20 protein-coding genes and 3 tRNA genes are annotated in these 23,874 nt (G+C 69.8%); 10 read left to right on the forward strand and 13 right to left on the reverse strand.

Translation table 11 applies throughout. From position 1 onward, the window contains the following. Positions 1 to 2 precede the first annotated feature (2 nt). The 3 genes from rpoB to AXA68_RS02500 are packed head-to-tail and all read right to left on the reverse strand — an operon-like array spanning position 3 to position 3,626. Positions 3 to 1,832 carry a DNA-directed RNA polymerase subunit B gene (gene rpoB, locus AXA68_RS02490; protein WP_066412358.1) on the reverse strand — a complete coding sequence of 610 codons (1,830 nt, stop codon included), beginning with the start codon at positions 1,830 to 1,832 and terminating at the stop codon, positions 3 to 5. 1 nt (position 1,833) lies between these two features. Then, a complete protein-coding gene (locus AXA68_RS02495) occupies positions 1,834 to 3,399 on the reverse strand; it encodes a DNA-directed RNA polymerase subunit B'' (protein WP_066412360.1) in 1,566 nt (521 codons plus the stop codon). After that, positions 3,396 to 3,626, reverse strand: a complete 231-nt coding sequence (locus AXA68_RS02500; protein ID WP_066412362.1) for a DNA-directed RNA polymerase subunit H — start codon at positions 3,624 to 3,626, stop codon at positions 3,396 to 3,398. The genes AXA68_RS02495 and AXA68_RS02500 overlap by 4 nt, the downstream gene beginning before the upstream one ends. Positions 3,627 to 3,856: 230 nt before the next feature. On the opposite strand from AXA68_RS02500, the gene AXA68_RS02505 reads away from it, so the two are divergent. Both AXA68_RS02505 and AXA68_RS02510 read left to right on the forward strand, forming a co-directional pair. After that, positions 3,857 to 3,929, forward strand: a tRNA-Asp gene (locus AXA68_RS02505). 28 nt (positions 3,930 to 3,957) lie between these two features. Next, positions 3,958 to 4,030 (forward strand) — tRNA-Asp (locus tag AXA68_RS02510). Between the two features lie 363 nt (positions 4,031 to 4,393). Here AXA68_RS02510 and AXA68_RS02515 read toward each other — a convergent pair. Next, a tRNA-Arg gene (locus tag AXA68_RS02515) sits at positions 4,394 to 4,466 on the reverse strand. Between the two features lie 261 nt (positions 4,467 to 4,727). Between AXA68_RS02515 and AXA68_RS02520 the strand changes: the two genes are divergently transcribed. From AXA68_RS02520 to AXA68_RS02530, 3 genes are all read left to right on the forward strand, one after another. Then, entirely contained in the window at positions 4,728 to 6,188 is a 1,461-nt protein-coding gene (locus AXA68_RS02520) for a single-stranded DNA binding protein (RefSeq protein ID WP_066418321.1), read from the forward strand. A gap of 165 nt (positions 6,189 to 6,353) precedes the next feature. Beyond that, entirely contained in the window at positions 6,354 to 6,785 is a 432-nt protein-coding gene (locus AXA68_RS02525; RefSeq protein WP_066412364.1) for a histone, read from the forward strand. Then, entirely contained in the window at positions 6,786 to 7,790 is a 1,005-nt protein-coding gene (locus AXA68_RS02530) for a histone deacetylase family protein (RefSeq protein WP_066412367.1), read from the forward strand. Between the two features lie 49 nt (positions 7,791 to 7,839). On the opposite strand, the gene AXA68_RS02535 is transcribed toward AXA68_RS02530, so the two are convergent. Then, entirely contained in the window at positions 7,840 to 9,726 is a 1,887-nt protein-coding gene (locus AXA68_RS02535; RefSeq protein WP_066412369.1) for a cation:proton antiporter domain-containing protein, read from the reverse strand. Positions 9,727 to 9,790: 64 nt separating this feature from the next. Between AXA68_RS02535 and AXA68_RS02540 the strand changes: the two genes are divergently transcribed. After that, a complete protein-coding gene (locus AXA68_RS02540; RefSeq protein WP_066412370.1) occupies positions 9,791 to 10,651 on the forward strand; it encodes a hypothetical protein in 861 nt (286 codons plus the stop codon). A gap of 73 nt (positions 10,652 to 10,724) precedes the next feature. Here AXA68_RS02540 and azf read toward each other — a convergent pair whose 3' ends face one another. The 4 genes from azf to thiD form a co-directional block, all read right to left on the reverse strand. Next, complete coding sequence (azf, locus tag AXA68_RS02545) at positions 10,725 to 11,531, reverse strand: NAD-dependent glucose-6-phosphate dehydrogenase Azf (RefSeq protein WP_066412373.1); 807 nt, start codon at positions 11,529 to 11,531, stop codon at positions 10,725 to 10,727. 133 nt (positions 11,532 to 11,664) lie between these two features. Beyond that, positions 11,665 to 12,018 carry a cell division protein SepF gene (locus tag AXA68_RS02550; protein ID WP_066412375.1) on the reverse strand — a complete coding sequence of 118 codons (354 nt, stop codon included), beginning with the start codon at positions 12,016 to 12,018 and terminating at the stop codon, positions 11,665 to 11,667. Between the two features lie 140 nt (positions 12,019 to 12,158). Beyond that, a complete protein-coding gene (gene mutS, locus AXA68_RS02555; RefSeq protein WP_066412378.1) occupies positions 12,159 to 14,942 on the reverse strand; it encodes a DNA mismatch repair protein MutS in 2,784 nt (927 codons plus the stop codon). Between the two features lie 91 nt (positions 14,943 to 15,033). Next, on the reverse strand, positions 15,034 to 15,864 hold the full coding sequence (gene thiD, locus AXA68_RS02560; RefSeq protein ID WP_066412380.1) for a bifunctional hydroxymethylpyrimidine kinase/phosphomethylpyrimidine kinase: 831 nt from the start codon (positions 15,862 to 15,864) through the stop codon (positions 15,034 to 15,036). Between the two features lie 85 nt (positions 15,865 to 15,949). On the opposite strand from thiD, the gene AXA68_RS02565 reads away from it, so the two are divergent. Next, complete coding sequence (locus AXA68_RS02565; RefSeq protein WP_080505140.1) at positions 15,950 to 16,642, forward strand: DsbA family oxidoreductase; 693 nt, start codon at positions 15,950 to 15,952, stop codon at positions 16,640 to 16,642. Between the two features lie 16 nt (positions 16,643 to 16,658). Here AXA68_RS02565 and AXA68_RS02570 read toward each other — a convergent pair whose 3' ends face one another. The 4 genes from AXA68_RS02570 to AXA68_RS02585 form a co-directional block, all read right to left on the reverse strand. Beyond that, entirely contained in the window at positions 16,659 to 17,519 is an 861-nt protein-coding gene (locus tag AXA68_RS02570; protein ID WP_066412383.1) for a phosphatase PAP2 family protein, read from the reverse strand. Further along, positions 17,516 to 19,360: an ABC transporter substrate-binding protein gene (locus AXA68_RS02575; RefSeq protein ID WP_066412385.1), complete on the reverse strand. Its 1,845-nt coding sequence runs from the start codon at positions 19,358 to 19,360 to the stop codon at positions 17,516 to 17,518. The genes AXA68_RS02570 and AXA68_RS02575 overlap by 4 nt, the downstream gene beginning before the upstream one ends. A gap of 98 nt (positions 19,361 to 19,458) precedes the next feature. After that, positions 19,459 to 20,706: a hypothetical protein gene (locus AXA68_RS02580; protein ID WP_066412387.1), complete on the reverse strand. Its 1,248-nt coding sequence runs from the start codon at positions 20,704 to 20,706 to the stop codon at positions 19,459 to 19,461. Between the two features lie 55 nt (positions 20,707 to 20,761). Next, a complete protein-coding gene (locus tag AXA68_RS02585) occupies positions 20,762 to 21,064 on the reverse strand; it encodes a DUF7091 family protein (protein WP_066412389.1) in 303 nt (100 codons plus the stop codon). A gap of 367 nt (positions 21,065 to 21,431) precedes the next feature. Between AXA68_RS02585 and AXA68_RS02590 the strand changes: the two genes are divergently transcribed. The 3 genes from AXA68_RS02590 to AXA68_RS02600 all read left to right on the forward strand — a co-directional run bounded on the left by AXA68_RS02590 (position 21,432) and on the right by AXA68_RS02600 (position 23,559). Then, complete coding sequence (locus AXA68_RS02590; RefSeq protein ID WP_066412391.1) at positions 21,432 to 22,358, forward strand: replication factor A; 927 nt, start codon at positions 21,432 to 21,434, stop codon at positions 22,356 to 22,358. Position 22,359: 1 nt separating this feature from the next. Then, positions 22,360 to 23,034 (forward strand): RPA family protein, encoded by a 675-nt coding sequence (locus tag AXA68_RS02595; RefSeq protein WP_066412393.1) that lies wholly within the window; start codon positions 22,360 to 22,362, stop codon positions 23,032 to 23,034. Positions 23,035 to 23,154: 120 nt separating this feature from the next. Further along, entirely contained in the window at positions 23,155 to 23,559 is a 405-nt protein-coding gene (locus AXA68_RS02600; RefSeq protein WP_066412396.1) for a CopG family transcriptional regulator, read from the forward strand. Positions 23,560 to 23,874 lie beyond the last annotated feature (315 nt).

Consider the following 23,874-nt stretch of genomic DNA (forward strand, 5'->3'; position numbering starts at 1 on the left):
ATTTAAATCGCGTCCTCCAGTTCGAGTTTCGGTCGGATGCCGAGGGCGATCATCTCGTCGAGCAGCAGCTTGAACGCGTAGCTGACCTCCAGCTCGTGGATGTCGTCCTCGTCGCCCGTGACCGGGTCGTACACGCGGCGCTGCTCTCTGTCCTCGACGGCGACGAGGCCCGTCTCCGCGGAGACGTACACCTGCTCGGCGTCCGAGGACTCGAGCAGTCGCTCGTTGAGCACCATCGACGCGCCGTGGCCGATGATCGTGTCGCGCTCCATCTCCCCGACGCGCAGGCCGCCCTCGCGGGCGCGCCCCTCCGTCGGCTGGCGCGTGAGCACCTGGACCGGCCCGCGCGAGCGGGCGTGGAGCTTGTTCGACACCATGTGGTACAGCTTGTGGTAGAAGATCGTCCCGACGAAGATCTCCGCGTCGATCTTCTCGCCGGTGACGCCGGAGTACATGACCTCCTTGCCGGAGGACTTGAACCCGTGCTCCTCCAGCCCGCTCCGGAGCTCCTCCTCGTCCTCGCCCTGGAACGGCGTGCCGTCGACGCGCGAGCCGCGCAGCGAGCCGACCTTGCCGCCGAGCATCTCCAGCACGTGGCCGACCGTCATCCGCGACGGCAGCGCGTGCGGGTTCATCACGAGGTCGGGGACGACCCCCTCCTCGGTAAAGGGCATGTCCTCCTGGGGCGCGAGGTGGCCCACGACGCCCTTCTGGCCGTGTCGGGACGCGAACTTGTCGCCGAGTTCGGGCACCCGCTGGTCGCGCACCTTCACCTTGGAGAGCTTCGAACCGTCCTCGCCCTCCATCAGCGTGACCGTGTCGACGACGCCGGACTCGCCCGAGCGCATCGTCACGCTCGTCTCGCGGCGCTTCTGGGGGGAGAGCCCGCCCATGTCGTCCGGCTCCTCGAGGAAGCGCGGCGGGCTGGTCTTGCCGAGCAGTACCGAGGACTCGTCGACCCGCGTCTCGGGGTTGACGAGGCCGTCCTCGTCGAGGTGCGTGTACGCGTCCTCGCCGCGCGCGCCGCGGACGTCCTGGTCCGGTATCTCGAAGCGGTCCTCCTGGCCGCCGGGGTACCGGCGCTCCTCGCCCTCGTAGGTCCGGAAGAAGTGTGAGCGCGTGAGCGCGCGGTCGACGGAGCCCTGGTTCATCACCAGCGCGTCCTCGATGTTGAACCCCTCGTAGCTCATCACGGCGACCACGAAGTTCTGGGCGGCCGGCCGCTCGTCGAAGCTGATCTGGTCGGACGTCTGCGTCTTCACCATCGCCAGCTGCGGGTAGTGTAGCAGGTGTTGGCGGGTGTCCGGCCGGATCCGGTAGTTGGCGGAGGGGAGCCCGAGCGACTGTTTCATCATCCCCGCGCCCATCGTGATGCGCGGAGAGGCGTTGTGCTCGGGGTACGGGATCATCCCCGCGCCGATGCCGAAGACGAGCTGCGGGTCGATCTCGAGGTGAGTGTGCTTGTCGGTCACGTCCTCCTCGTCGACCGCGACGAGGATGTCCTCCTCCTCCTCGGCGTCGATGAACTCGATGTAGCCGCGGTCGACGAGGTCCTCGAAGTCGACGTCGTCACGCTCGAGGGCGGCGATCTCCTCGTCACCCAAGAGGGGCTCGCCGTTCTCGACGACGATGAGCGGACGACGGGCCCGCCCCGCGTCCGCGTTGACGATCACTTCCCGGGTCCGCTCTTTCACCGAGACGTTCACCATCTCGCTCACGTCGCCGCGTCGGCGCGCTTCGCGGATCTGGTCGGCGAGCTCGTGCGGGTCCGGATGGGTCCCGACGAGGCTCCCGTTGACGTACACCTTCGCTTCGCGTTCTGCTTGTGCCATGTTAGTCGTCCGCCGTCTGTCGTTCGACGCCCTCGATGCCGGGGATCCCCTCGACACCCATCGACGCCAGTTCTCGTTTCAGCCCCTGTTCGTCCTCGACGGTCTGTGACAGCTCCATCGCCTGCGCGAAGTTCTTCACGAGCCCGCAGTTCGGCCCCTCCGGCGTCTCGGAGGGACAGATGCGACCCCACTGGGTCGCGTGGAGGTCCCGCGCCTCGAAGTGCGGCTGCGAGCGGGAAAGCGGCGACCGGAGGCGGCGCAGGTGAGAGAGAACGCCCATGTAGTCGGTCCGGTCGACGAGCTGGGAGACGCCGGAGCGACCACCCACCCAGTTGCCCGTCGCGATCGGGTGTTCGAGCCGCTCGGTCAGCACGTCGGAGCGGACCACCGTGTTCACCGTGAGCTGGCGGTTCCGCATGTTCGCCCGCTCGAGCTGGTATTTCACGTCGCGCGCCAGCTTGTTCAGGGCGGTCCGGAACAGGTCGCGCATCAGGTCGCCGGAGACCTTCAGGCGCTTGTTCGCGTAGTGGTCCTTGTCGTCGGCCTCCCGGCGGTCCAAGGCGAGCTCGAAGCACGCCTCGGCCATCCGGCAGAGGTAGTACGCCTTGTTGATCCGGACGTCCTCCTCGTCGACGCCCTCCTCGTGGAGGTGCGGCAGGAGGTAGCGGTCGATGACGTAGTTCGCCCGCTTGAGCTGGTAGTTCTTCCCCTGGCCCGAGGCGACCCGTTCGCCGAGGGTCTCGATGGCCCCCTCGGTGGTCTGGACCGAGGCCTCCTCCAAGTTCTCCAGCATGAACTTCACGATCTCGGGGTCGTCGCTCACGCGGTGGACGATCTCCTCGTCGGACTCGAGTCCGAGCGCGCGGACGAGCGTGACGAAGTCGATCGAGCCGGACACCGAGGGGAACGACACCTCGAGGAGCCCCTCGCGGTTTCGCTCACACAGGACGAGGGCGCGGTAGCCGCGCCGTTGGGAAAACGTCTTCGCGACCTGGATCTCGTCGCCGTACTTCGAGTCGTACTCCGCGAGGATCTTGTTCGGTGCGAGGTCCTCGCTCGTCATCAGCACGCGCTCGGAGCCGTTGACGATGAAGTAGCCGCCGGGGTCGACGGGGTCCTCGCCGATGTCGATCAGCTCCTCGTCGGAGAAGTCGGCCATGTTACACTTGTCGGAGCCGACCATGATCGGCATCCGGCCGACCTTCGTCTCCGTGCTGTCGACGACGGTCTCGGGCTCCTCGTCGCCGCCGCGCACGATGGACATCTCCATGAACACGGGCGCGGAGTAGGTGATGTTCCGGAGGCGGGCCTCCTGGGGGTACAGAAGCTCCTCGGAGCCGTCGGCCTCGCGGACTCGGGGCGTGACCATCCGCACGTCGCCGAGTTCGACGTAGACGGGCTCTTGGCCCTCCTTGTCGCCGATGTCGGTCTCGATCGTCTCCTTCTCGTCGACCACTTCCTGCATCCCGCGGCCCAGGAAGTTGTTGAACGATCGGAAGTGGTGTTCGGCGAGCCGTTCGTCGGAGAAGTACTCGCGTGACACCACGCGTCGGTCTTGCCTGTTCATGAGACGACCAGTCGGAACACGACCGCTCGGTCGGTCGTGCGTGAGTCTCGGACGATCTTCACCACGTCCCCGACCTCGGCGTCGTCGGGGGTCGCGGGGTCGGTGCGTTTGATCTTGGGTAGGTTCGTCTTCTTCACGTCGTACTCGGACAGGACCGCCTCGATCTCCTCGGGATCGTCGATCAGGACGTGGTCCGGAACGAGTTCGTGTTGGCTTACGTCTACCATGGGTGGTGGTGGTGGGGAAAAGCTATCACGAGATACTACAGCGTGTTACCGACTCCAGCCGCATAAGGTTTGTCAACTCCGCCGCGCGCGGCTCTCCGCGCGGGGCGTTCCACGTCCTCACGCTCGGGAGTGACACACAAAAACGTACCGCCCTCCCTGTGAGCGTTCACCACCGCCGCCGCCGATGGCAAGCCTTATTTGCCAGACACGGGTACGACAGGTTGCGACGCGCCCGGATGGTGTAGTGGCCCATCATACGACCCTGTCACGGTCGTGACGCGGGTTCAAATCCCGCTCCGGGCGTCCCCTCTTTCGGGGCCCGTCGCTGTCTGCCCGGATGGTGTAGTGGCCCATCATACGACCCTGTCACGGTCGTGACGCGGGTTCAAATCCCGCTCCGGGCGTCTCTCGCTGCCGCAAAACGAACGAGGAGCGGAGCGACGAGCGAGTGCTGCGACAGCGAAGCGCCGAGGGATTTGAACCAAGGAGTGGAGCGAGCGAAGCGAACGGAACGACTGGGGTTCAAATCCCGCTCCGGGCGTGTTCTATCGACGCCGACGACGACCGGAAAGCGTAGCGAGCGACAGTTCGTCGTTGGGAGCCTCGACGGGATCACCCCCGCTCGACGTGTCCGAACGCGTTCCCAGTCCGAGACGCCCCCAGTCCGAAACGTCCTGACGGAGTCCCACGCGAGCGAAGCGAGCGTGGGGCACGTCAGGACGTGAACGCGGCGGCTGTCGAACGAAGTGAGAGAGCCGCAAAGTGAACGTCCTGACGGAGATTTGAACTCCGGTCCCTGGCTCCGCAAGCCAAGAGGATAGTCCACTACCCTACCAGGACTCGATTACACGTACCGCCGAGATACTTAAGACGGTTACGGTCCGCTCTCCTCCGTGTCCGGCGGTCGCACGGATCGAGCACCGCTCCCGGCCCGACGGCGACGAGTCGACTGAACGCTTTTGTACGGAGCCGGGACCAGAGCCCGGCATGCCCGGAGAACACGCGGCCGGAGAGCGGACGGAGAACGCGGCCGGCGACGGCGCGGAAACGGCGCAAGGACAACGCTTATCCGCCGAGTCGACGACCCTACGAGGTACGCGTATGGGAGCCATAGAGGACGTCTACGAGGACCTCGAGACCGACGTCGAGTTCGAGGAGTTCGCGGCCGCCGTCGAGGACAAAGTCGAGCAGATGGGCGGGCTCGCGGACGAGGAGACCGCCGCGATGCTCATCGCGCACGAGCTCCGCGACGAGGAGGCCGACACCATCGCCGACATCGAGCCCGGCATGAACGACGTGAAGTTCCTCGGGAAGGTGACCTCCATCGGCGACGTCCGCACGTTCGAGCGCGACGGCGAGGACGCCGAGGGGCGCGTCTGTAACGTCGACGTCGCGGACGCCTCCGGCTCCGTCCGCGTCGCCCTCTGGGACGAGATGGCGACCGCGGCCGAGGAGGAACTGGAGGTCGGCCAGGTGTTGCGGGTCATGGGCCGGCCGAAGGAGGGGTACAGCGGCCTCGAGGTGAGCGCCGACAAGGTCGAACCCGATGAGGACGCCGAGGTCGACGTCCAGGTGCTCGACACCTACCGCGTCGAGGACCTCACGCTCGGGGCCTCCGACGTCGACCTCGTCGGGAAGGTGCTCGACACGGACACGGTCCGGACGTTCGACCGCGACGACGGGAGCGAGGGCCGGGTGGCGAACCTCACCGTCGGCGACGAGACCGGCCGCGTCCGGGTCACGCTGTGGGACGACAAGGCCGACCTCGTCGAGGAGTTCGCGTCGGGCGAGGTCGTCGAGGTGGGCGACGGCTACGTCCGCGAGCGCGACGGCGACCTAGAGCTCCACGTCGGCGACCGCGGCACCGTCGACCGCGTCGACGAGGACGTCGAGTACGTCCCGGAGACGACGGACATCGCCGAACTGGAGATCGGCGAGACCGTCGACATCAGCGGCGGCGTCATCGAGACGGACCCGAAACGGACGTTCGACCGCGACGACGGGAGCGAGGGACAGGTCCGCAACGTCCGGATCAAAGACGACACCGGGGAGATCCGCGTCGCGCTCTGGGGCGAGAAGGCCGACCGCGAGATCGAACTGGCGGACCGCGTCGTCTTCACTGACGTGGAGATCCAGGACGGGTGGCAGGACGACCTGGAGGCGTCCGCCAACTGGCGCTCGACCGTCTCCGTGCTCGACGCCGACGGCGACGGAGCGGGTGCCGGAGGGTCGACGGGCGGCGCGGGGACCGCCGACGCGACGACGGAGTCGACGGCCGACACGGGGCTGGACGCCTTCGGCGACGCGGAGGGAGCGGCCGGCGGGGGCGAAGCCGAAGCGGTGACGGACGGCGACGGCGCCGCCACGGCGACCGCCGACCCCGACGCGACCGAGGACGTGGAGTTCACGGGAACGGTCGTCCAGACGGGGGACCCGGTCGTGTTGGACGACGGAGAGCGGACGAAGAGCGTCGAGACGGGCGCGAGCCTGCGGCTCGGCGAGGAGATCACGGTCCGCGGGCCGGAGCGCGACGGCACGATCCACGCCGAGGACGTGTTCTGACACGCGCGGGAGGTCTTCCCATCGAGAGCGCGAGCGCCGGGGCGCCGACGGACCGCTCGGGACGCCGTGACGGAACGACCCGCTGAGTGCCCCCGAGGCCGTCGTTCGGGCGCGTAGACGCCGGTAACGGAAAGCGTTATACGGTGGACGGACCCGACTGTGTGTATGAGTGTCGAGTTGCCGTTCGCGCCGGTGGACACGATCATCCGGCGGAACGCCGGCGAGCTCCGGGTCAGCGCCGACGCCGCCGAGGAGCTGGCCCGGCGGATCCAGTCGCACGGCGCGGAACTGGCGATCGACGCGGCCGACCGCGCGACGGCCGACGGACGGAAGACGCTGATGGCGTCCGATTTCGGCGTCGAGCAGGTCGTCTCCCGCGAGGAGCTGTCCCTCCCCGTCGCGCCGATCGACCGGATCGCGCGGCTCCGCATCGACGACCGGTATCGGGTCGGCGTCGACGCGCGGATCGCGCTGGCCGACATCCTCGAGGACTACGCCGACAACGTGGCGAGCGCCGCGGCGACGCTGGCTCGCCACGCGGACCGCCGGACCGTACAGGCCGAGGACATCGAGACGTACTTCGCGCTGTTCGAATAGATGCGCTTCGGCTACAGCGAGCGGTGTCTCGACCACGACACCGGCGACCGACATCCCGAGAATCCCGACCGACTGCGCGCGATCCGGCGGGGGCTCGCGAAGCGACACGGCGTCGAGTACGTCGAGGCGGAGCCGGCGGACCGCGAGGCGGTGACCGCCGTCCACGACGACGACTACGTGGACGAACTCGAGGCGTTCTGTGCGGACGGCGGGGGCAACTGGGACCCGGACACCGTCGCGGGCGAGGCGACGTGGAACGCCGCGCTCTCGGCGGCCGGACTGGCCCGGTGGGCGGCGGAGGCGGCGTTGGACGGCGAGAACGGTCGGAAGACTCCCTTCGCCATCGGCCGGCCGCCGGGCCACCACGCGGTCACGGACGACGCGATGGGGTTCTGTTTCTTCAACAACGCCGCGGTCGCGGCCCAGCGCGTCGTCGACGCCGGCCGCGCCGACCGGGTGGCGATCCTCGACTGGGACGTCCATCACGGCAACGGCACCCAGGACATCTTCTACGACCGGGGAGACGTGCTGTACGCGTCGATCCACGAGGACGGGCTCTACCCGGCGACGGGCGAGTTGACGGAGACGGGCGAGGGCGACGGCACGCGCGCGACGGTGAACCTCCCGCTCGCGGCCGGCGCGGGCGACGCCGACTACCTCTACGCGATCGACGAGGCGATCGAGCCGGCGTTCGACCGGTTCGATCCCGACCTCGTGATCGTCTCCGCGGGGTTCGACGCGCACCGCCACGACCCCATCTCGCGGATGCGCGTCTCCTCGGAGGGGTACGCGCTGTTGACCGACCGGATCCGGTCGGTCGCGGACGGCGTCGACGCGGCCGTGGCGTACGTCCTGGAGGGCGGCTACGGCCTCGACACGCTCGCGGAGGGCGTCTCGATGGTCCACGAGACGTACGACGGCCGAACCCCGGTCGAGCCGGACGGCGAGCCCGACGAGAAGACCGAGAGCCGGGTCGCCGACCTCCGGTCGGCGTTGGAACTGTGAGGGACGCTCGATCCGAACCGACCCCGATCGATCGGGTCGATCCCCGCCGTCAGTCGTGGGGGTGGAACCGGTTCATCGCTCGCTTGACGGCGTCGGCGTCGCCGACGAACGTGACGCGGTCGCCGTACTCGAGCACGCGGTCGGCCGAGGGGACGTAGTTCTCGCCGTCGCGGCTGACGACGGCGACGAACGCCCCGTCGGGGATGTCCGAGTTGAGATCGCGAATGCTCTTGCCGGCGAACTCCTCGGAGGTCACCTCGATCTCCTGTACGTCGTGATCGTCGCCGAGCTCGTTCATCCAGTGGGTGAGCGCCGGGCGCTCGATCTCGTCGTCGATGGCCACCGCGGTCGCCGTGGTGGCGTCGATGGCCTCGACGCCGATGCTCTCGAACGCGTCGACGTTGTCGGGGTCGTTCACCCGCGAGTACACCGACTCGACGTCGAACTTGGTGATGGCGAGCTGGCACGCGAGGAGGTTGATGTCGTCGTCGCCGGTCGTCGTGACGAACCGCTTGGCGTCCTCGATCCCGGCTTTGCGCAGCGCCGCCGCCTCGCTGCCGTCGCCCCGGTGGACGGTGTACCCCTCCGCCCGCGCGCTCTCGACGGCGTCCTCGTCCGACTCGACGACGACGACGAACTCGCCCCTGTTCTCCAGTCGTGTGGCGAGCGCGCGGCCGACCCGGCCCCCGCCGATGATTATCGTGCGCATTGGTGACACTCCGAGGTACTCGCCGATCTGCCGCGCCAGCCCCGCCTCGACCGCGACCGTCGCGAAGATGACCGCGAACACCGTTCCGACGAGCAGTTCGCCGGCCGCGACGTTCCCCGCCAGCTCCAGCTCGATGGCGAAGAGCGTCGCCACGCTCGCCGGGATGATCCCGCGCGGCCCGACGGCCGCGATGAACAGCCGCTCGGCTCGCGTGAACCGCTCGACGCCGACGGTGGCGACGAACGCCCCCAGCGGGCGCAACACGAGCACCACCACGAGGACGAGCCCGATCGCGCCGACGCCGAGTTCGAGTATCGCCTCGACGTCTATCAGCGCCGCCAACGAGATGAACACGAACGAGAGGACGATGAGCGTCGTGTTCTGTGCGAACCGCTCGATCTCCTCTCTGTTGTCGATGTCGGCGTTCCCGAGCAGGATCCCGCTCGTCGCCGCCGCGGCGATCCCCGCCTCGGCCGCGACGGCCTCCGCGGCCGCGAACGACCCGACCGCCGCGGCCAACACGAGGAACTGCGACGCCTGGACGTCGCGTTCGGGGACGAACTCGCTCTCCAGGAGCAGGTAGATGACGACCGTCGCGAGGATCCCGGCGGCGACGCCGGTCCCGAACCGCTGGAGGAAGGACAGGAGCGTCGCGGGCACCCCGAGGTCGTCGAGAAGCAGCGTCTCGAAGACGACCACCGCGACGATCGCCGCGGTCACGTCGTTGACGATCCCCTCCGTCTCCAGCGCGGTCGCGACGTGGTCCCTGACCCGGACGACGTCGAGGATGGGCGTGATCACCGTGGGGCCGGTCGCGACGAGAAGCGCCCCGATGAGCAGCGCGATCTCCCAGGTCGCGCCCTCGAGGACGCGGACCGCGACCGCGGTCCCGAGGAACATCACGACCGCGCTGATCGTGACCAGCCGGAGCGAGACCGTCGACGCGCGCCGGATCCGGTCGATCCGGAGGGCGAACGCCCCCTCGAAGACGATGATCGCGACGCTGAGGCCGACGATGATCTCGAGGCCGTCTCCGAACGTGTCGAGCGTCACGAGCCCGAGCACCTCGGGACCCAGCACCACGCCGATGACGAGGTAGAAGACCACGCTCGGAACCTTCAGCCGGTGTGCGAGGAGCTGTACGCCGAGGCCCGAGACGAGGACGACCGCGACGACCGGCAGGAGGCTACTTGACACGTCTGTCCGACTATTGTAGCCACCGCACATTACCGTGTTGGTTCCGGACCGGTCGAACTCGGGGTTTATTTTCGTTCCCGACCGAGACCGTCACGTGACACGGGACGCTCGCGGCGACGGCGGGGATCGCGACGCCCGCAACGACCCCGACGATGCCAGCGGCGGCACCGTCGACGGCGACGGCGATGCCGGCGACGAGGCCATCGACGCGGCGTTCGAGGCGGGAGCGGCCCTGTTCAACGCCGGATACGTCCTCGCGGCGCGCGATCGGTGGGAGGCGGCGCGGAGCGCGATCGCCGAGGACGCCGAGCCCGAAGACGAGGAAGCGCGGGTTCTGCGGGGGTTGATCGCGGCCGCGACCGCGACCGACCACGCGAGAGACGGGGATCGATCGGACGAGGATCGGTCGGATCGCACGCGAGGCGTGCAGCGGTCCGACGCCGCAGAGCAGGGAACACGCGCGCTGAACCTCCTCGAGGGGACGGGCGGGACGTATCGCGGCCTCGCCCTCGAGCCGGTTCGCGAGTGGTGTCGACTGCTCGCCGCCGACGTCGACGCGGCCGGGTCCGTCCCCGACGCACCCGATGCTTCCGACGCTTCCGACGCGCTCGACGCTTCCGACGCGCTCGACGCTTCCGACGCGCTCGACGCTTCCGACCGTCCGACGCTCCGGGTCGACGGCGTCGCCGTCGGGTTCGGGGACCTGGATCTCGCGGCAACGCTCTCGGCCGCGCCCGCGTTGGCGGCCGCGATCGACGCCGGAGAGCCGGAGACGCTGGCGGCGGCGGCGCGGCTCGCGCGCGAGGAACGCGGAACGGGCCGGACGCGGGTCACGGAGCTCGTGTTCGCGTACCTCCGGCGGGCGGAGGCGCGCCCGCAGATCGCGGCGCGGATCGCCGACCACGTCGACCGGGACCGTCGCGAGCGACGGGACGTGTCGGGACTCTTCGAGTGAACGGGCGCGTCGGCGGTAGGGCGACATCAGGTGCGTCGGCGGTAACGACGGCGACGTCGGCCGCGTGGGACCCTCAGGGCTCGTCTGTCGGCGGGTCCTCGGCGATCGGTTCGCCCTCGAAGGTGTAGTTCGCGGAGTTGTCCTGCGGGTCGTAGTCGAGGACCTCGCGGGCGCGGTCGATCGAGTAGTACTTCCGGTCGTTATCGGAGATGCCGTAGACGATCTCGAAGCCGTACTCCGCCAGGAGACACCGCTCGAAGAGGTGCGCGCAGTCGCCGTGTGAGAGCCACATCGCCTGGCCGCGCTCGTACTCGCGCGGCGGGTGGTCCTTGGTGAGGTTGCCGATGCGGACGCAGACGACGGCCATCCCGAACTCGTCGTGGTAGTACCGCCCGAGGAACTCGCCGGTCGCCTTCGAGACGCCGTAGAGGTTGCCCGGTCGGGGGAGCTCGTCGCCGTCGAGCCGGTAGTCGTCGTCGGGGCGGTACAGGTCGGGGGTCCGGTCGTCGGTCTCGTAGCCGCCGACGGCGTGGTTCGAGGAGGCGAACGCGAACTTCTCGACGCCGGCCTCGGCGGCGGCGCGCATCACGGCCTGCGTCCCGTCGATGTTGTTCCGGAGGACGGAGTCCCACGGCGCGGTCTTCCGGGGGTCGCCCGCGAGGTGGATCACCGCGTTCACGCCCCGCATGGCCTCGCGGACGGCGCGCTCGTCGGTGATGTCCGCGACGTACTGGTCGGCGTCGGTCACCCGGTCGGGGACCTTCGCGGCCGGGAGCGGCTCGCGGTCGAGGAGCCGCCAGTCGTACTCCTCGCCGATGCCATCGAGGATGGCCTGGCCGACCCGCCCGCCCGCGCCAGTGAGTAGGACCGGATCGTCCATTCAGCCTACTATGGACGCGAGGACGGCATATATGACACGGTTCGACCGCCGAGAGCGCCGATCGCCGGTCCGCGCGCTCACGCGACGATTCGGACCCGCACGGAACGGCTCACGCTCCCGGGGAGCGGCGCGCTCACGAGAGCTTCTGGCGCGAGACGGTGACGCCCGTCGGCGCGACCACCAGCTGGTCGTCGCCCTTCTGGACGATGTCGCCGTCGACCTCCTCCGCCACCTGGCGGAGCTCGTCGATGATGTGTTCGACGGTCCGGTCCGACGTGGAGTGGCGGGTGATGTCCGCGATGACGAAGTCGCCGTCGTAGACCGCGTCCTTGATCGGGATGACGTCGCTCTGGTCGCCGATCTCCGCGATGTGTACCTTCATGCCCGCTTCCGCGCTCGCCTCGGCGAAGTCGTCTATGTCGAGTTCGACGTAGTCGTCGACGGAGCGCTGTCCGCCCCCGCCGAGGATCTTGCTCATAATGCCCATACCCGTGTTACGACGAGGTCGCACATTAGTTCTTACGTCAGACGCGGTCGCCGGATCCGCCCGTCGACGGCCATCGAGTCCGCCCGTCGAGCGGGAGGTCGGGAGCGTCAGTCGCCCTCGTCGAGCGGGAATTCGAGGCGTCAGTCGTCCTCGTCGAGTCGCTCCTGCCACTCCTGGACCCGCGAGAGCAGCTCCACCGGCGCGGTCGCCGCGACATCGACGTCGGCCAACTCCTCGATCACCGCGCGCGCCTCCGGATCGAGTTCCGTCGGGTCCTCGACCTCCGTCCCGGCGTCCCCGACGGTCGCGGCCGTCGCGCCGGGCGATCCGTCGCCGCGGTCGGTGCCGTGGTCGGTGCCGTCGCCGCGGTCGGCTTCGGTTCCGTTTCGCGCGTCGGTCTTCCCGTCCTCGCTCCCCGCGAACGAGCCGGTCGAGAGGTCGAAGACGGCCTGTCTCGTCCCGCCGCCCCCCTCCCCGCGCTCCAAGCCGCCCTTCGCCTCGATCGCCTTCTCCTCGCGCAGCCGGTCGAGCACCCGGTCCGCGCGGTCGACGACGGGTTCGGGGACGCCCGCGATGTCCGCGACGTGGACGCCGTACGACCGGTTCGTCGGCCCGTCCCGCACCGTCCGGAGGAAGGTCACGTCGCCGTCGCGCTCGTCGACCGCGACGTGGACGTTCTCGACGCGCGGGAGGTGGTCGGCGAGGGTCGTCAGCTCGTGGTAGTGGGTGGCAAAGAGCGTGCGGGCGCGCACCTCGTTGTGGAGGTACTCCGTGGCCGCCCACGCGATCGAGATGCCGTCGTAGGTGGCGGTGCCGCGGCCCACCTCGTCGAGGATCACCAGCGAGTCCGCGGTCGCGGAGTGGAGGATGTTCGACAGCTCCTGCATCTCGACCATGAACGTCGACCGCCCCTGCGCCAGCTCGTCGAGCGCGCCGACGCGGGTGTAGATCCCGTCGACGAGCCCGACCTCGGCCGACCGCGCCGGGACGAACGAGCCCGCCTGCGCGAGCAGCTGGATCAGCGCGGCCTGCCGCATGTACGTCGACTTCCCGCTCATGTTCGGCCCCGTGACGATCAGGAAGCCGCGCTCGGCGTCGAGCTCGAGGTCGTTCGGCACGAAGTCCGTCGTCCGCTCGACGACCGGGTGCCGGCCCGCCTCGATCGAGAGGGTCCGCGACTCCGTCAGCGTCGGCCGCGTCCAGTCGTTTCCCGCCGCATGCGTCGCGAGCGACGCGAGCGCGTCCACCTCCGCGACCGCCCGGCCGACGTTCTGGAGCAGCGTCGCCGCCTCGGCGACCCGCTCGCGGAGCTCCTCGAACAGCTCGTACTCCAGCTCGCCGCGCGCCTCCTCCAGCCGGAGCACCTCCCGTTCCCGCTCCTCCAGCTCGTCGGTGACGAACCGTTTGGAGTTCTTCAGCGTCTTGATCTCCCGGTAGTGTTCCGGGACTCCGTCCGCGACCGACTTGCCGACCTGAATGTAGTAGCCGTCCGTCTTGTTGCGGTCGACCGTGACGTGAGAGAGGCCGTGGTCGCGCTTCTCGCGCTCGGCGAGCATGTCGAGCCACTCGAGGGCGGCCTCGTGGCGCTCGATGAGGTCGTCGAGCTCGTCGTCGTACCCCGTCCGGAACAGCCCGCCCTCGGTCTTCGTCTTCGGCGGGTCCGCCGCGAGCGCCCCGTCGAGCTCGCCGTGGAGGTCGCGGGCGCGGTCGCGGTCCGGCCGCCGGAGGATCCCCGCGACCGGCGAGTCGGCGAGCGGCGTCCCCTCCACCGCCTCCGCGAGCGCGGGCAGCAGCGCGAGGGTGTCCCGGACCGCCGAGAGCTCCCGCGCGCCCGCGCTCCCGCTCGTCGTCCGGGCGGCGAGCCGCTCGAGGTCGTACGCGTCGCCGAGCGTCTCGCGGAGCCGGTCGCGCGCGAGCGCCGCGGACGCGAGCGCCTCCACCGCGTCGAGCCGGCGGTCGAGCTCGTCGCGGTCCCGTTTCGGCCGCGTGAGCCACTCGCGGAGCAGCCGTCCGCCCGCGGCGGTGACCGTGTGGTCGACGGCGTCGAAGAGGGATCCCGCCGCCTCCCCGCGCATCGTCTCCGTGATCTCCAGGTTGCGCTGAGTCGTCGCGTCGAGCTCGACGTGGTCCGCCGCGGCGTACGTCGTCAGGCGGGTCATCGACGCGAGCACGCCCGCGCCCGTCTCGGCCACGTACGCCAGCGCCGCGCCGGCCGCCCGCGTCGCGGGGTCGGAGTCGAGTCCGACGCTGTCGGCGGTCTCCGCGCCGAACTGCTCGCGGACCGCGTGGGCCGCCCGCCCCGGCGCGAACGCCTCCGCGTCGAAGACGGAGACCGACCCCGAGAGGTCCTCGCGGACCGCCCCGAGGAAGGCGTCGTCGTTCCGGAGGTCGGGGCCGGGCAGCACCTCCGCGGGGTCAAACCGGTACAGCTCCGCGCGGAGGTCGCTCCGGTCGGCGAGCTCGGCGGCGAGGAACCGGCCGGTGGTGACGTCCGCGAACGCGACGCCGTAGGGGCCGTCGGCGGCGTCGCCGCCGTTTCCGCCGCTCCCGCCGCCCCCGCGCACCACGGTCGCCAGGTACCGCGCGTCGTCGTCGCTCGTCTCGAGGAGGGTCCCCGGCGTGACCACTCGGGTGATCTCCCTCGCGTGGCCGTCCTCCGTCTCGTACTGGTCCGCGACGGCGACCCGGTAGCCGCGCTCGACGAGCGCCTTCAGGTACGGCGTCAGCTCCGAGAGCGGGACGCCCGCCATCGGGTACGACGACCCGTGCGAGGACTTCTGTGAGACCGTCAAGTCGAGCTCGTCGGCGACCAGCTCGGCGTCGTCGGCGAAGAACTCGTAGAAGTCGCCGCACTGCATCGCGAGGACGTCCGCGTCCGTCGACTCCTTGAGTTCGAGGAACTCCCCGACGATCCCCGTTGGCATACCCGTACTCCCGCCGTCGGCGGCTAAAACCCTACGGGTCGCTCGCGACCCCGTCGGGCGATCGCTCCGCGTCCGTCGCGGGCGGAGCCGTTCACCGCGCGTCCGTCGCGGTCGGGTTCACCGCCCCCGGGCCCTCACCCACGTCGTAGCCGCGCCGGATCGCCTCGCCCATCCCGTCGACCGCGGCGACGACGGCCTCCTCGAGGGGCTCGCCACGGGCCAGCCGCGAGGCGATCGCGCTCGACAGCGTACAGCCGGAGCCGTGGGTCGCCGCGGCGTCGATCCGCGGGTTCTCGATCCGCCGCACGCGAGGGTCCTCGCCCTCGGTTCCCCACACCAGGGTATCGACCACGACCTCTCCGTCACCGTCGAGGTGCCCGCCCTTCACGAGCGCCGCGTCGGCACCGCGCTCGACGAGCGTTCGCCCGGCCGCCGCGGCGTCGGCGGGCGTCTCGACCGCGCCGTCGACGAGGATCGCCGCCTCGTCGGCGTTCGGCGTGACGAGCGTCGCCGACGCGACCAGGTCCTCGTAGGCGGCCTCGGCCCCGGCCGACAGCAGCCGGTCGCCGGTCGCGGCCACCATCACCGGATCGACGACGACCGGGCCGTCGAACCCCCGTACCTTCCGCGTCACCGCCTCGACGATCTCCCGCGTCGCCAACATTCCGGTCTTGGCCGCCTCGGGCGCGAAGTCCTCGACGACCGCGTCGTACTGGGCGGTCACGTGCTCGGCCGACAGCGGGACCACGTCGTGGACGCCGCGGGTGTTCTGGGCGGTCGTCGCCGTCACGACCGACGTGCCGAAGACGCCGTGGGTCGTCATCGTCTTCAGATCCGCCTGTATCCCCGCTCCGCCGCCGCTGTCGCTGCCGGCGATCGTCAGCGCGACGGGCGGCGAGACGGGATCGAGGGAAGGTGTCATATCCGAGTGGTATTCGTCGGTTTTACTAGTGGCTGGCGATCGCCGCCGCCGAACGGGCTTTCCGCGTCGAGGGCGGAGGGCGGGCATGAGCGATACCGAAAACGACGGCGAGAACGCGAGCGCGACGGCCGGCGACGGGAGCGGCGGAGACCCAGTCACCGTCACGATATTCTCGGACTACGTCTGTCCGTTCTGCTACCTGGGCCGCCGCTCGCTCGAGCGGTACCGTGAGTCGCGCGGGGAGGACGCGAGCGACCTCGAGATCGACTGGCACCCCTTCGACCTCCGGAGCGGGAAGCGTCGACCCGACGGGAGCATCGATACATCGGTCGACGACGGGAAGGACGAGGACTACTACGAACAGGCGAAAGAGAACGTCCGCCGGCTCCAGGAGGAGTACGACGCCGAGATGGATCTCGAGATCGCGACCGACGTGGACTCGCTCGACGCGCAGGTCGTCTCCTACTACCTGAAACAACACCACCCCTACGAGACGTGGCTCGCGTTCGACGAAGCCGTCTTCGCCACGCTCTGGAAGGACGGCGAGGACATCGGCGACCGCGACCTCCTCGTCTCGCTCGCCGAGGACGCCGGCGTCGACCCCGGCGAGGTTCGCTCCGCGCTGGACGACGACACGCTGCGGGAGGAGGTCACGGAGCTGTTCGAGGAGGCGAAACGTCGCGGCGTCACCGGCGTCCCGACGTTCGCGTACGACGGCCACGCCGCCCGCGGCGCGGTCCCGCCCGAGCACCTCCGTCGGCTGATCGAGGGAGCGTAGCTCCGTCCCGCGGCGGTCAGGCGTTCGCCTCCGCGTTTCCGGGTTCCGTTCCGTCCGGTTCCGCGTCGTCGGACCCGTCCCCGCCCGGATCCACGTATCGGCAGGCGGCGTATACGCAGCCGAGCGCCAGCGCGGTTCCGAAGACCACGTCCGTGAGCCAGTGGATCCCGAGGTACATCGTCGAGACGACCACGGAGCCCGCGATCCACCAGGCGACCGGCGTCCACCTCGGATACCTGTCGTGCGTGAGCGCGGCGAAGGCCGCGACCGTCACGGACAGGGAGGTGTGAAGGGAAGGGAACACGTTCGTCTCGACGTTCACCTCCCCGGTGAGCGTCTGGAAGTCCGGGTTGAACGTGTACAAAAGCGAGGTCACGAGGTCCGGCATCACGTTTCTCGGGCCGTACGCCAACACGACGGTGTACAACACGAGCCCGATCGCGTAGTTGAGCGTGTACGCCACGATCAGCCGCTTCAGCGTCTTCGGCTCCGGAAGCGCCGCGTACGCGAGAAACGGGAACACGAGCAGGAACGCGTATCCGAACACGTAGACCGACGAGAAGTACAGCGTCAGCCGCGGGCTCTGGAAGGTCGCCTGGAGCCACGGAACGAAGTCGCCCTCGAGTGCGATGATCGCGCCGGTCAGTCGCAGGCCGAACACCTCGGAAACCGACTGGAGCGCGGGCCGGCCGATCCCGCTCACGACGAGCACGACGAGCAGGGCGGCGACCTCGCGGCGCGACTCGCGGAGGTGCGGAACGAGGTTCCCGCCGATCCCGTACAGCCGCCGCGGGCCGACGATCGCGACCCCCGCCACGAGACACATCGCGGTCACCCAGAACAGGACGCTCGTGACGATCGAGAGGAGCGGACTCATGGGCTCCGCGCGAGCAGCCTGTCGGACTCGTCGAACCGATAGCCGATCTCGCGGAGCGCCTCGCGCGCCGCGGCCACGTCGAGCGACCCGCCCTCCCCGTGGAACGGGTGTACCGGGTCCTCGTCGCGCTCGTCGTCCCAGCGGAGGTCCTCGGGGACCCACTCGGGCGACGCCGCGAGCGGAGTGCTCGCCGGGTGTGCGTACCCGGCGAACGCGTCGTCGACGAGCGACGCCTTGTCCACGAGCGACGCGACGACCCCGCGGAACCGCGGGTTCGAGAGCGGCGCGCGACGCGCGTTGTATCCCACGTAGTAGAACGCGGCCGACCGCGTGCTCACGAGACGGATGTCGTCCTCCCGACCGATCCGCGGAACCGAGTCCGGTCCCAGATTGGAGACGGTCCCGTCGGCGTGGCCGTCGGCGACCCACTGTACCGCCTCCACGTCCGACCCGACGACCGACACCTCGAGCCGGTCGAACGACGGCTTCCCCCGATACGCGTCCGGGATCGACCCCCAGCCCTCGTCCGCGACCGTCGATCCGCCCGACCGGCCGTCGTCCGCGTCGACCGGTCCGGCGCGAGCGAGGAAGTGGTCGGGGTTGCGCTCGAAGACGACCCGCTCGCCGGGCGTCGCCTCGACGAAGCGCATCGGGCCGCTCCCCACGGGCTCCTCGTTGGGGATGACGAGCGCCTCCGTGGTCTCGAGGTCGAACTCGAACCCGCCGACCGTCGCGGTCTCGGCCCGATCGCGCCAGACGTGCTCGGGGAGTATCGGGACCTGGAGGGCCCGCTTCGCCACGTCCGCGGCGGTGTCGCCGATCCGCAGTCTGACGGTGGAGTCGTCGACGGCGGTGGCCGACTCCACGATCGAGCCGCGCCCGCGGAACTGCGGCGCGGGGATCGGCGTCTCGGCGTTTCCCATCGAGGTGTCCCGGAGGAACTCGTAGGTGAACGCCACGTCCGCCGCAGTCAGCGGCTCCCCGTCGTGCCACGTCGACGGCCGCAGCTCGACCTCGAGCGTCTCCGGATCGTGCCACCCCCAACTGCGAGCGAGCCACGGGATCGCGCTCCCGTCGTCGACGACCGTGAGCCGGTCGTACAGGATCGACATGAACGTCCCGTATCGCCGGTACTCCGCCGCGATCGGGTTCCAGTTCTCGGAGATGCGCCCGTCGGTCGTCACGAGACGGAGGGTGACCGGATCCGCGCCGTCTCCGCTCTCGGTGTCGACGTACTCCATGTTGAGGAGCCCGACCGCGGAGACGGGCGGTCCCGTCGCCCAGCCGACGAACCGGTCCGTCCGCGTCGCCGCGAGCGCGTCCGGGAAGGCGACGACCGTGAAGGGCTGTTTCTCGCACGTGCCGGTGAGGAGGTCCGCGACGACGTCGACCCGGTCGGACCCGTTGGCGGTCCGTTGTGCCTCGAGGTGCTCGTCGGTCTCGAGGTCGGTGAACCCGAACGGGTTCTGCCATCCCGCCTCGGCGGCGAACCGCGAGTGGATCAGTCCGTAGAGCTCGTCCGGATCGAACGGGAGCACCTCCGTGTACTGGCCGACGTACACGTCGAAGTCGTGGTTGAGGAGCACCGTCCGGTGGAGGTCCGTCCCGTTCATCGTCTCGACCCGTGCGTCGACGCCGACAGCGGAGAGGTTCTCCGCGAGCGCCCGCGCGATCCGGATCCCGTTCGGGTCCTCGTCGGCGGGAGTGGTCCGGATCTCCAACACGAGCTGTGAGGACCCGTCCCGTCCGGCGATGTTCCGCGCGCGACCGACACAGCCGGCGCTCCCGGCGGCGAGGCCGATACCCGCGAGCGCCTCACGACGACTGATCGGTCCCGTCATTCTCCAGCCGGACTCGTTCCCGAAACTATATCAGTTCTATGGTGTCGTCCCCGCTCCCGTCTCCCGGGTTCGCCCGTCGACGAGCGTCGTCCGGCATCTCAGATCACGTCCGCGAGCGGGAGGGCGAGCCCGATCGCCCAGGCGACCGCCCCGGCGACGAGGACCGGCCGGTCCTCGGCGGCCCGACCCACCGCGATCAGCCCGAGCGCGGCGAGGACCGCCACGCGGTGGACGATGAGTCCCGGCGGCACCGCCACCCCGACCGCGGCGAAGTCGAGGACGAACCCGGCGCCGAGCCCCAACACGACCCCGAGGAACGCCGCGGTCGGGTCGGCCCGTTCGCTCCCGATGACGACGATCGTCGGGAGCCCGACCGCGATCACGAGGTACAGCGGCGCGGCGATCGCCTTCGGCGGGAGGGCGGGGTACGCCGTCTCCACGGCGACCCCGACGTATCTGACCGAGGCGAAGACCGCCGCGAGCGTCACCGCGAGGGCCAGCGCGGCACCGTGTCGGTTCCCCTCCCGGCGGAGGCGGTACGCCGCCTCCAACGTCGCCTCGCGGGTCCGTCGTCGCAGGAGCGCCCCCGCCGTCGGGAGGAACACCATGACCTCGATCACGGAGAGCCAGCCGTCGCTCCAGCCGCCCTCGATCCCGCGGTACTCCCGTGTCACCTCGGCGGCGGTCGGGTTGTCGATGAACTCGTCCTCGAGCCGGGTCGCCGGATCGTCGATGTCGGAGACGGTGTGACGGAGGCGGAACCAGTCGTAGTACTCCTCGTGGATCTGTACCGCCGTGTACTCCCCGGCGGGCGACTCGTAGGCCCGGATGTGATCGCGCGTGCCGAGGTAGGTCCCGTCGTGGATCTCGAACGTGACCGCCTTCCAGACGCCGCCGTCGGGTCCCCTGAAATACGAGTAGCGCTCCGACCCGCTGGCGCTCTCCCAGTTCCCCTCCACGAGGTCACGAACCGGATCCGGTCCATCCGGATCGACGGGATCCGTCAGCGCCGTCCCGTTGTCGCCTTCCGCCCTGTCGCCGAACTCGTCGGTCTCCTCCGCCTCCTCCGTCTCCCGCCAGTCGGCGTTCGGGTCCGCGGTCAGCGTCCCCTCGATCGTCTCGGCGTCGTTCCGGAACACGACGTTTATCGCGAGGGTCTGTCCGTAGACGGATCGGCTCCGGCTCGTGTACGGCCACAGCTCGTAGTCGCCCTCGACCTCGATGAGCGACTCTTCGGGGACCTCGCCGGGCTCCGGCCGTTCGACGGTCCCGCCGAGCAGCCCCGAGAGGACCAGCCCTGCTCCGACCACGAGCAGCAGGGCGACGACGACCCGCGTCCGGTCCATGGCCGGTTCGCACGCGTTCGATATATAAAATCTCCCCGGGCCGACCGCGGCGCGATCACCACGTCTCGACGTAGCCGTCACGCACGTCCTCCGCACACCCCTCGCAGTCGGCGTGATCCGGCTCGAAACAGGCCGGGCGTCCCTCGGCGTCGACGGTCACCGCCCGCTTTTCGGCGTGCCGTCGGCAGACGATCCGCGCGCGCCCGTCCTCGTCGGTCGGCAGGTCGTACCGCTCCGTGCCGGCGTTCTCGCCGTCGGGGTCCGCTCTTCCCTCCGCGTACGCCCGCCTGGCCTCCTCGAACTGCCGGCCGGCCTTCCGGAGCTGCTGGCGGATCACCCGTTCGAGCCGGTCGTCCATACCGCGGGGTTCGACCGCCCGGAGTATAGGTCCGTTGCCGACGACCCGACCGAAGGCGCGCCGCTCGTGAACGCTCCCGTCCGCAGATCGTTTCCGTCCGCATCGATCGTTCCCGTTCACGAGCAACCGTGTCTGCGTCCGCGAACGCGACTCGTGTGAACGTTCCACTCGAAACGCAGCCCGCGTGCGGCTGACGCGCGTCGGACGCTCGCCCGACGCTCCCTCGAACGAACCGTCGCGATCGGGCGACTCGAGCCGCGGTCGGTCGGTCGAGCGCCACTTTCACCGCGGTCACCGTCGTTTTAATACCATGAGGAACCAACCGTCGTACGCCTCCCATTGAAACACGACCGGAGGCGAGACACCCATGAGCGAACTGCGACAGGAAGCGGAAGCGATAGCGGAACAGTTCTCGGACCACCTCGACGTGGGCCCCGACGAAGTCGAAGAGCGGCTCGAAAACCTGGTCAACGAGTACCGCGTGCCGCTCGAGGAGGCGCGTCGGAGCGTCACCAACAGCTACCTCGACGACGCCGGGATGGAGCGCGACGAGCTCGGCCGCGGCGGCACCGAGCGGGTCCGGGTGAACGACATCGACGAGGACGAGCAGTGGGTCGACCTGCGCGTGAAACTCGTCGACCTCTGGGAGCCGAGGAGCGACTCCATCTCGCAGGTCGGGCTCGTCGGCGACGAGTCGGGCACGATCAAGTTCGTCGCCTTCGAGACCTCCGACCTCCCCGAGTTGGAGGAAGGAGCCTCCTACGAGCTCTCGAACGTCGTCACCGACGAGTACGAGGGGAGCTACTCGGTGAAGCTCAACCGCACGACGGGGATCACCGAGATCGACGAGGAGATCGAGGTCGGCGACAACGCCGAGACCGTCGAGGGCGCGCTGGTCGACATCCAGTCCGGCTCCGGGCTGATAAAGCGCTGTCCCGAGGAGGACTGTACCCGCGTCCTCCAGAACGGCCGGTGCTCCGAACACGGCCAGGTCGACGGCGAGTTCGACCTGCGGATCAAGGGCGTCCTCGACGACGGCGAGACCGTCACCGAGGTGATCTTCGACCGCGAGGCCACGGAGGAGCTCACCGGGATGGGCCTCGAGGAGGCCAAGGACATGGCGATGGACGCGCTCGACACGACCGTCGTCGCCGAGAAGATGGCCGAGGACGTGCTCGGCCGCTACTACCGGGTCACCGGGCCGACGTTCGGCCGGTACGTCCTGGTCGACGAGATGGAGGAGTCCGGGAGCGTGGACGTCGAGAGCGCGCTCATCGAAGCGAGGTCGATCTGAAATGAGCCAGTCAACCCCCACCCGAGAGGTCGCCCGGCGCGTGTTCGCGAGCGAGTTCAACGACGCCGGCTACACGTTCAAGGAGTCCGACGACGAGCGCGCCCCCGTCTACCTGCTGTTGCCGACGGGCGAGTCCGCGAACCGCGTCTTCTTCGTCGGCACCCTCACCGAGAAGGAGGACGTCGGGGAGGACTCGGAGTACTGGCGGGGCCGGGTCGTCGATCCGACGGGGACGTTCTTCGTCTACGCCGGCCAGTACCAGCCCGAGGCCGCCTCGAAGCTCCGAGACCTGGAGCCGCCCGCGTACGTCGCGGTCGTCGGCAAACCGCGGACGTACGAGACCGACGACGGGACGGTCCGCGTCTCGGTCCGCCCCGAGTCGATCACGGAGGTCGACGCGACCGTCCGCGACCGCTGGGTCGCCGAGACGGCCAGTCGGACGGTCGAGCGCGTGGCCGCCTTCGACGAGGAGGGCAACGAGTACGCGCGGATGGCCCGCGAGCAGTACGACCTCGATCCCGAGACGTACAAGGCCGCGGCGCTGTCGGCGCTCGAGGACCTCGACGACACCGACGAGCTCGCCGACGGCGGGGATGACGGCCCCGTCACGGACGGGTCGGCCGCGGGGGACGACGCGGCTGAGGACGCGGAGACGCCGGACGCGGCCGGCATCTGATCGCCCGGCGCGTCCGGGATCCGACGCCCCCTCGACGGGTCCTTTTCCGGATCCGGCGCGAGCGGAGCCCTGCCACCGTCTGACAAATGTTTAAGTAGTCCGCGTGACGATCGGACGGTGATGGGCAACAAGAACAAGACGATCTCGTTCCGCGTCAACGAGGACGCCTTCGAGACCCTCCGGGACATCGCCGAGGAGCGGGACATCTCGCTTTCGGCCGTCTTCCGGGACTACGTGGATACGCTCGTTGCCCACGACGGACAGGTCCGCGTCATTCCCGAGGCGGAGCTCGAGAGCATGGGCGACAGCGGCGAGTCGTTCCCCCCGAAGATCGAGGTTCCGAAGAGCTTCGTTCGGGAGCACGAACGCCTGGAGCTCGAGGCCGACCACCTCCGCGAGCAGCTCGAGGAGCACAAACGCTACGTCAACTACCTCCGCGAGCAGCTCGAGGACGAGGACGAGGACGTGATCCAGCTGGAGGACCTCGACGGCGAGCCCGACGAGCCCTCCTTCCGGCTCGGATAGTCTCCCGGCCTTTCGATCCGCCTCGCCGAGCCGTAGAGTTCCCTTCGGGTCCGTCGAGAGTCTGCTTTTCGGACGTGTTCCCGTCCGAAACGCCCGTTCGCCGCGGAGCGTTCTCGATCGCGTGGAGATCGTTGCTGGTGCGGTGACCACCGCCAACGCCCCAGCCGCGAGGGCGACGCCCCTTTGAGTCCCACCCAACCGCGCCGCCCCGCACCTTACGCCTCCCCAGCCTCGCCGCTCCCTCCGGTCGCGGCGTCCCTCGCGGGCGGTCGCGGGCCTTCGGCCCGCTCCCGGGCGCGCCACCGCACCGACGAC

Origin of the sequence: Halorubrum aethiopicum (assembly GCF_001542905.1) — an archaeon.
GTDB classification, from domain to species: Archaea; Halobacteriota; Halobacteria; order Halobacteriales; family Haloferacaceae; genus Halorubrum; species Halorubrum aethiopicum.

Bases quoted from the DNA above. Each gene is read 5' to 3' on its own strand.
- rpoB (WP_066412358.1), bottom strand. From the start codon at position 1,832: ATGGCACAAGCAGAACGCGAAGCGAAGGTGTACGTCAACGGGAGCCTC.
- AXA68_RS02495 (WP_066412360.1), bottom strand. From the start codon at position 3,399: ATGAACAGGCAAGACCGACGCGTGGTGTCACGCGAGTACTTCTCCGAC.
- AXA68_RS02500 (WP_066412362.1), bottom strand. From the start codon at position 3,626: ATGGTAGACGTAAGCCAACACGAACTCGTTCCGGACCACGTCCTGATC.
- AXA68_RS02520 (WP_066418321.1), top strand. From the start codon at position 4,728: ATGGGAGCCATAGAGGACGTCTACGAGGACCTCGAGACCGACGTCGAG.
- AXA68_RS02525 (WP_066412364.1), top strand. From the start codon at position 6,354: ATGAGTGTCGAGTTGCCGTTCGCGCCGGTGGACACGATCATCCGGCGG.
- AXA68_RS02530 (WP_066412367.1), top strand. From the start codon at position 6,786: ATGCGCTTCGGCTACAGCGAGCGGTGTCTCGACCACGACACCGGCGAC.
- AXA68_RS02535 (WP_066412369.1), bottom strand. From the start codon at position 9,726: ATGTGCGGTGGCTACAATAGTCGGACAGACGTGTCAAGTAGCCTCCTG.
- azf (WP_066412373.1), bottom strand. From the start codon at position 11,531: ATGGACGATCCGGTCCTACTCACTGGCGCGGGCGGGCGGGTCGGCCAG.
- AXA68_RS02550 (WP_066412375.1), bottom strand. From the start codon at position 12,018: ATGGGCATTATGAGCAAGATCCTCGGCGGGGGCGGACAGCGCTCCGTC.
- mutS (WP_066412378.1), bottom strand. From the start codon at position 14,942: ATGCCAACGGGGATCGTCGGGGAGTTCCTCGAACTCAAGGAGTCGACG.
- thiD (WP_066412380.1), bottom strand. From the start codon at position 15,864: ATGACACCTTCCCTCGATCCCGTCTCGCCGCCCGTCGCGCTGACGATC.
- AXA68_RS02565 (WP_080505140.1), top strand. From the start codon at position 15,950: ATGAGCGATACCGAAAACGACGGCGAGAACGCGAGCGCGACGGCCGGC.
- AXA68_RS02570 (WP_066412383.1), bottom strand. From the start codon at position 17,519: ATGAGTCCGCTCCTCTCGATCGTCACGAGCGTCCTGTTCTGGGTGACC.
- AXA68_RS02575 (WP_066412385.1), bottom strand. From the start codon at position 19,360: ATGACGGGACCGATCAGTCGTCGTGAGGCGCTCGCGGGTATCGGCCTC.
- AXA68_RS02580 (WP_066412387.1), bottom strand. From the start codon at position 20,706: ATGGACCGGACGCGGGTCGTCGTCGCCCTGCTGCTCGTGGTCGGAGCA.
- AXA68_RS02585 (WP_066412389.1), bottom strand. From the start codon at position 21,064: ATGGACGACCGGCTCGAACGGGTGATCCGCCAGCAGCTCCGGAAGGCC.
- AXA68_RS02590 (WP_066412391.1), top strand. From the start codon at position 21,432: ATGAGCGAACTGCGACAGGAAGCGGAAGCGATAGCGGAACAGTTCTCG.
- AXA68_RS02595 (WP_066412393.1), top strand. From the start codon at position 22,360: ATGAGCCAGTCAACCCCCACCCGAGAGGTCGCCCGGCGCGTGTTCGCG.
- AXA68_RS02600 (WP_066412396.1), top strand. From the start codon at position 23,155: ATGGGCAACAAGAACAAGACGATCTCGTTCCGCGTCAACGAGGACGCC.